Here is a 6,094-nt window from a genome sequence, read left to right as displayed (position 1 = left end):
TTCCTGCTGAACCGCTCTTCCGATCTTAAAATTATTTTATGGGAAAATATTTAACAAATTAAAGGAAAATAAATAAATGAAAAAAATGACTTCTTCTGAAATTAGAAAAATGTGGTTAAATTTTTTTGCAGAAAAGGGTCATTACCAAGAAAAATCGGCTTCTTTAGTGCCGCAATCTGATCCTACTTTATTGTGGGTTAATGCCGGGATAACTCCTTTGAAAAAATATTTTGACGGTTCAGAGAAAGTTCGTTTTCAAAACATTGTTAATGTCCAAAAATGCTTAAGAACTAATGATATCGAAAATATCGGTAAAACTTCTCGCCATAACACTTTTTTTGAAATGTTAGGTAATTTCTCTATCGGTGGTTATTTCAAAAAAGAAGCGATTGATTTAGCTTATGAATTGTTATTATCCGAACGTTTTTTCGCTTTGCCAAAAGAAAAATTATATATTACTTATTTCCATCAAGACTTAGATACATATCATTTTTGGTTAAAAAAAGGGATAGATGAAAATCATTTAATTTCTTCGAAAACTAATTATTGGGAAATCGGCGAAGGTCCTTGTGGTCCTTGTACGGAAATCTTTTTTGATCGCGGACCTGAATATGATCTAAGAGGTCCTGAATTAATTAAAAACGATATTGAAAACGATCGTTTTATTGAAATTTGGAATATTGTTTTTTCCCAATACAATTCTGTTCCTGAAACAAAACGTGAGAATTATAAAGAATTACCGCAAAAAAATATAGATACTGGAGCAGGATTAGAACGTTTCGCTTGTATTTTTCAAGATAAAAAAACTAATTTTGAAACAGATTTATTCTATCCTATTATTGTCAAAATGGAAGACATAAGCGGTTTTAAATATCAAGAGGACGAAGAAACCTTTAGAATTATCTCAGACCACGCGAAAACATTAGTTTTTGGTCTTGGAGATGGTGTTGTTTTAGCCAACGATGGAAGAGGTTATGTTCTCAAAAGACTTTTAAGAAAAGCTTTTCAAAAAGGTAAAAAAATAGGGTTAAATCAACCTTTCTTATATCGATTAGTGCCGACTGTGGCTGATATGATGCAAGAGTTTTATCCTGATTTAAAAGATAAAGAAACAGTTATTGCTCAAATGATCAAAAAAGAAGAAGAAAAATTTTTGCACACTTTAAAAGAGGGTGAAGTCAAAATTTTAGAATTGACTGAAGATAATAAAATATCTAATGAAAATGTTTTCAAACTTTATGATACTTATGGTTTGCCTAAAGAGGTTGTTTTAGAATTCGCTGAACAAAGAAATATTGAAGTAGATTCAGATCAATTTGATTTTTTCTTACAAAAACAGAAGAAATTATCTCAAAAAAACCAAAATAAAGATTTTAAAAACGGGATGAAAGAACAAAATACGGATTATTTAAACTTTACTGCTCCAAGCGAATTTGTGGGTTATGAAGTTTTAGAGGTCAAAACAAAAGTTCTTAAAGTGTTTAAAGAAGGTATTGTTTTAGAAAAAACTCCTTTTTATCCTCGCATGGGCGGTCAATCTTGCGATGAAGGAACTATTAACAACGTGCCCGTTACTAAAGCGACAAAATTGCCGAATAGTCAGATAATACATCAAATCGCTAATGTCTTTCACGAAGGACAAGAGGTAGTAGCTATTGTAGATCCAGAGAATAGACGCAAAACTTCTTTAAATCATACAGCAACTCACCTTTTAAATGATTCTTTAAGAAAGGTTTTTGGAAAACATATTAAACAACAAGGCTCCTCTTTAAACGATAAGGTTTTAAGGTATGATTTTAACCATTATAAACTCTTGTCTTCTGATGATTTGATGCAATTAGAAAAACAAGTTAATGACTGGATTTTTCAAAAATACCCCGTTATAATAGAAGTGATGCCTTTTGTAGAGGCGCAGAAAAAAGATGCTAATTTTTTAGCAGATAAAGATTATTCTAATACAGTAAGAGTAGTTAAAATCCACGATTTTTCTCTTCAATTATGTGGCGGAACGCACGCGAAAAACACTATGGAACTAAAAAGATTCGCCATTTTATCGTACAGTTCTATTGGTTCTGGCATTTACAGAATTGAAGCCACTTCAGAGGATAACAACGTTAAAAACGCTATAGAACAGAAAATTAGTCCTTTTAACAAAGAAGAACAACAAATTTTGCATAAAATAGAGCAAGCTCAAAAAGTAGTTAATGCAGAAATTATTCCTAAAATTATGATAAATTATAATAGTTATGAAGATATTCAAAACTATAAATCTTACGTTCAAGCTTTAAAACAACAACAGATCGCTATCCAAAAAGAAGTGGTCAAAAAACAAACTGAGCTAATTTTGCAAAAAGCGGATCAATTTATTCCTGATAAAATTGAAAAAAAAATGTTAATTATGATTCACGATGAAACCAATATAGAACCCAATATTTTAAAAACTTTATTAGAACATTTATTTAACAAATTACAAAATGATTTTTTAATTTTATGCCAAAAACAAAACGATAGTTTTGTTTTATTAGCAAAAAGTAAAACCGTTCATGCGGGACAATTTGTCAACAGCATTAACAAAATCATTAACGGCAAAGGCGGCGGAAATAAAACTTTTGCTCGTTCTTTCAGTTCAGATATAACGAAAATAAACGAATTAGAAAAGGGATGGAAGACTTGTTTGTGAACAATAACAATTCTTTTTTAGGTTTAGATTTAGGTGAAAAAACATTAGGAATTGCTCTTTCTGAATCTGGTATTATCGCGAATAATTTAAAAACTATTAATTTTACTCAACATAAATATGAAGAATTAATAACGCCTTTAAAAGAAATGATAGAACAATTTAATATTAAAACGATTATTTTAGGAAATCCTAAACATATGAATAATGATGTCGGCATTAAAGCAAAAATAAGTATGGAATTTCAAGAGAAACTACAAAATAATTTTCCTTTGGTGGAAGTTATTTTGTGGGACGAACGTTTATCGACCGTACAAGCTTTTCAAGCTATAAATAGCAGCAAAAGTCCTAAAGTTTCCAAACACAAACAAAAGAAACATAAAAAATTAAAAGATGAAATAGCGGCGATGATTATTTTACAAAATTTTTTAAATTTCCGTTTTAACCAATTATTGGAAAAACAGCAATTAGAATAAAAAGCCGAAGAAGAAAAATAATAAAAATATAAAGTTTTTTATTATCAAATAAAAAAAGGTTAATTTATTTAAATATGCCAAGTATGAAAAACGAACTAAAAGAAAAATCTTTACAAGAAATTAAAACATATGCTATTTTGAATAAAATCCCTATTATACATGATGAAACCAAATTATTTTTAGAAAAAATGATAACTGAGAATGATTTTAGGGATATTTTAGAAATAGGAACAGCAATTGGCTATAGCGCTTTATCTATGAGTAATAAGAAAAATAATATTCAAACCATTGAAAGGGAATATCCCAACGTCCAATTGGCGAAGGATTTTTTAAAAAATATTTCTCATGAAATTGAATTTATTTGGTCAGAAGCTTTTTTTTATCAACCGCAAAAAAAATATGATTTTATTTTTATCGATGCTTCTAAGGTTCAATATGAAAAGTTATTTAAGAAATACCAATTTTTTTTAAAGGATAATGGCGTTATTGTATGTGATAATTTGAATTTTCATAATTTAGATGTCAACACTATTTCTAGAAGTACGAAAAGAATTATCACTAAATTAAACAGTTTTAAAACTTTTTTAACAGAAAATAGGGAATTTAAAACTGTTTTTAAAGATATTGGCGATGGATTAAGTATTTCTTGGAAAAAAAATTTTTCACCTCAAATAATTTAATTTTTAAATTAAAATTATTATCAATTAAAGGAAATCAAATGAATAAAAAAAGTTATACTTTAACTCAATCAGGAGTTGATAAATTAAATGAAGAATTAAATCACCTTAAAAACGTTAAAAGAAACGAAAACTTATTAGCTTTAAAAGAAGCGAGAGAACAAGGTGATTTAAGTGAAAATGCTGATTATAGTGCAGCTAGAAACGAACAAGCTGTCATAGAAACCAGAATTTTAGAAATTCAAAATATTTTAAAAAATGTTAATATTATTAGTGCTTCTGTTAAAAACAAAGACATCAATATTGGGAATAAAGTGCATTTAAGATTTTTAGAAACTATGGAAGAAAAAAACCTACATTTAGTAGGAATTTTAGAAGCAGACCCTTTTGTTGATAAAATTTCTATTGAATCTCCTATTGGTCAAAGTATTAAAGGTTGCAAAATAGGCGATCAAGTAGTGATTAAAACCGAAACTGGCAAAAACTTTACAGTAGAAATTCTAAAAATAGAATAGATAAAATGAAAAAAGCGAATAAATATTTGCCTGAATTTTATTATGATTCTTTTTTAGATATCCCTTATGAATATTTGATGAAAAAAGGCATTAAAGCGTTGTTTTTTGATTTAGACAACACTTTATTAGAAAACAACCAAAAAGCTTTAAGTGAAGAAAATAAACAATTTTTACAACAAATTCAATCCTTATTTAAAATAGTGGTTATTTCGAATGCTTCTAAAAAAAGATTGGAAACTGTTTTAAAAAGCGATTTTGATTATATTCCACTTAATTTTTTTCATAAAAAACCTTCTTCATGGGGTTTTTTAAAAGCTTTGGAAAAATTTAACGTTTCAGCAGAAGAAACAGTTATGATTGGTGATCAATTAAGAACGGATATTTTAGGAGCTAATAAAATGAAGATTACTTCTATTTTATTAAAACCAATTAATAGAAACAACGAATCATTAATTTCTCGTTTAAGCCGTTATTTCATTGAAAGGCCTTACATCAAAAAAATCAAAAAAAATAATCCGAAAATTTATCAACAAAAATTTAAAAATTTTGTTGAATTAGAAAAATGATTGTGGTTTATGTTAATAGAAAATATTTTAAAAAAAATAAATGAAAAATTTAAAAATGATGCTCCTAGATTGAACCATATTTTAGGAGTTTATAGGAAAGCTATGGAATTGTCTCGTTTTCATAAAGTAGACATCTTGCAAGCGCAAATAGCTGCTTTATTTCATGATTATACTAAAAACGATTCTTTAGAATTCCATGTCTCCGTTTTAGATAAACAAATCATTAATAAATATAAACAAGCTACTTTCATGTATCACGCTTTTAGTGCTCCTGTAGTGTTAGAAAAAGAGTTTAAAATTAGTGATAAAAAAATTTTAAACGCTATTAGAAAGCATGTTTGGGGCCATAAGACGATGAATAAGCTGGATAAAATTATTTTATTAAGTGATAAATTAGAAAATAGTCGTGATTTTCAGCAAGTTAATTATTTTAGAAAATTGGCTTTTGAAGATTTAGATCAAGCGGTTTATCAACTTTTAAAATTTAATTTTGCATATTATAAATCTAAAGGTTTTAAACATTATGAAGAACAATTGGCTATTTTGGCTTCTTTAGAAAAGAAATTGAAAAAATAATGGTGTTGAATAATGTTACAAATTATTTCAGGAAAATACAAAGGTTTTAGATTAGTTTTAGTTCCTTCAGAAAAAACCAAAAGTACTTCTCATTTAGTTCGAAAAGCTTTATTTGATACAATTGGGGCAGAAATAGAAGGTCAAACGGTGCTAGATTTATTCTCTGGTTCAGGAGTTTATGGTTTTGAAGCCTTAAGTAGAAAAGCTAAAGCTATCTATATGGTCGATAATTTATTGGCCGCTTATAAAACAATTAAAAAAAACTGCCAAAAATTGCAACTAAAGAGTGATGAAGTTCATATTTTTTATGGCGATGCTTTTAGAATGTTGAAAAAATTTATCAAAGAAGAGTTAATCTTTGATTTCATCATTTTAGATCCTCCGTATTTTTCTGATTATTTTGAACCTTTATTCAAAGTTTTAAGTCCCTTAACTAATCAAAATAGTTTAGTGATTTGCGAAACCAATCACAAGATGAATTTGCCGTCAAAAATAAACGATTTTCATTTAATTAAAAGTAAAAAATACGGTAGCAAGAAGTTAAATTATTACCGCAAAGTTTTTTTGCTTTATCATAAAAATTTATTTATGTTTTAAATTATAATAA

The 6,094-nt window shown here is 27.5% G+C and carries 7 protein-coding genes; all 7 read left to right on the top strand.

Annotated features, from left to right (window positions below; all coding sequences use genetic code 11):
• Positions 1-76 precede the first annotated feature (76 nt).
• The 7 genes from alaS (at position 77) to rsmD (ending at position 6,084) form a co-directional block, all read left to right on the top strand.
• A complete protein-coding gene (alaS, locus tag RI76_RS02295) occupies positions 77-2,680 on the top strand; it encodes an alanine--tRNA ligase (protein ID WP_017192534.1) in 2,604 nt (867 codons plus the stop codon).
• Positions 2,662-3,153 (top strand): Holliday junction resolvase RuvX, encoded by a 492-nt coding sequence (gene ruvX, locus RI76_RS02290; RefSeq protein ID WP_173362881.1) that lies wholly within the window; start codon positions 2,662-2,664, stop codon positions 3,151-3,153. Before alaS ends, ruvX begins: the two co-directional genes overlap by 19 nt.
• 74 nt (positions 3,154-3,227) lie before the next feature.
• Positions 3,228-3,833: an O-methyltransferase gene (locus tag RI76_RS02285; RefSeq protein ID WP_017192532.1), complete on the top strand. Its 606-nt coding sequence runs from the start codon at positions 3,228-3,230 to the stop codon at positions 3,831-3,833.
• Positions 3,834-3,871: 38 nt separating this feature from the next.
• Positions 3,872-4,345, top strand: a complete 474-nt coding sequence (gene greA / locus RI76_RS02280; RefSeq protein ID WP_026072055.1) for a transcription elongation factor GreA — start codon at positions 3,872-3,874, stop codon at positions 4,343-4,345.
• Positions 4,346-4,350: 5 nt separating this feature from the next.
• The gene (locus tag RI76_RS02275) at positions 4,351-4,911 is read left to right on the top strand and encodes a YqeG family HAD IIIA-type phosphatase (RefSeq protein WP_017192530.1); all 561 of its coding nucleotides are present in this window, start codon (positions 4,351-4,353) and stop codon (positions 4,909-4,911) included.
• Positions 4,912-4,920: 9 nt separating this feature from the next.
• Positions 4,921-5,487 carry a bis(5'-nucleosyl)-tetraphosphatase (symmetrical) YqeK gene (gene yqeK, locus RI76_RS02270; protein ID WP_017192529.1) on the top strand — a complete coding sequence of 189 codons (567 nt, stop codon included), beginning with the start codon at positions 4,921-4,923 and terminating at the stop codon, positions 5,485-5,487.
• Positions 5,488-5,499: 12 nt separating this feature from the next.
• On the top strand, positions 5,500-6,084 hold the full coding sequence (gene rsmD / locus RI76_RS02265) for a 16S rRNA (guanine(966)-N(2))-methyltransferase RsmD (RefSeq protein WP_017192528.1): 585 nt from the start codon (positions 5,500-5,502) through the stop codon (positions 6,082-6,084).
• Positions 6,085-6,094 lie beyond the last annotated feature (10 nt).

Source organism: Milkweed yellows phytoplasma str. MW1 (genome assembly GCF_000309485.1).
Taxonomy (GTDB): domain Bacteria; phylum Bacillota_I; class Bacilli_A; order Acholeplasmatales; family Acholeplasmataceae; genus Phytoplasma.
This window is presented reverse-complemented; position numbering and strand designations above follow the sequence as displayed.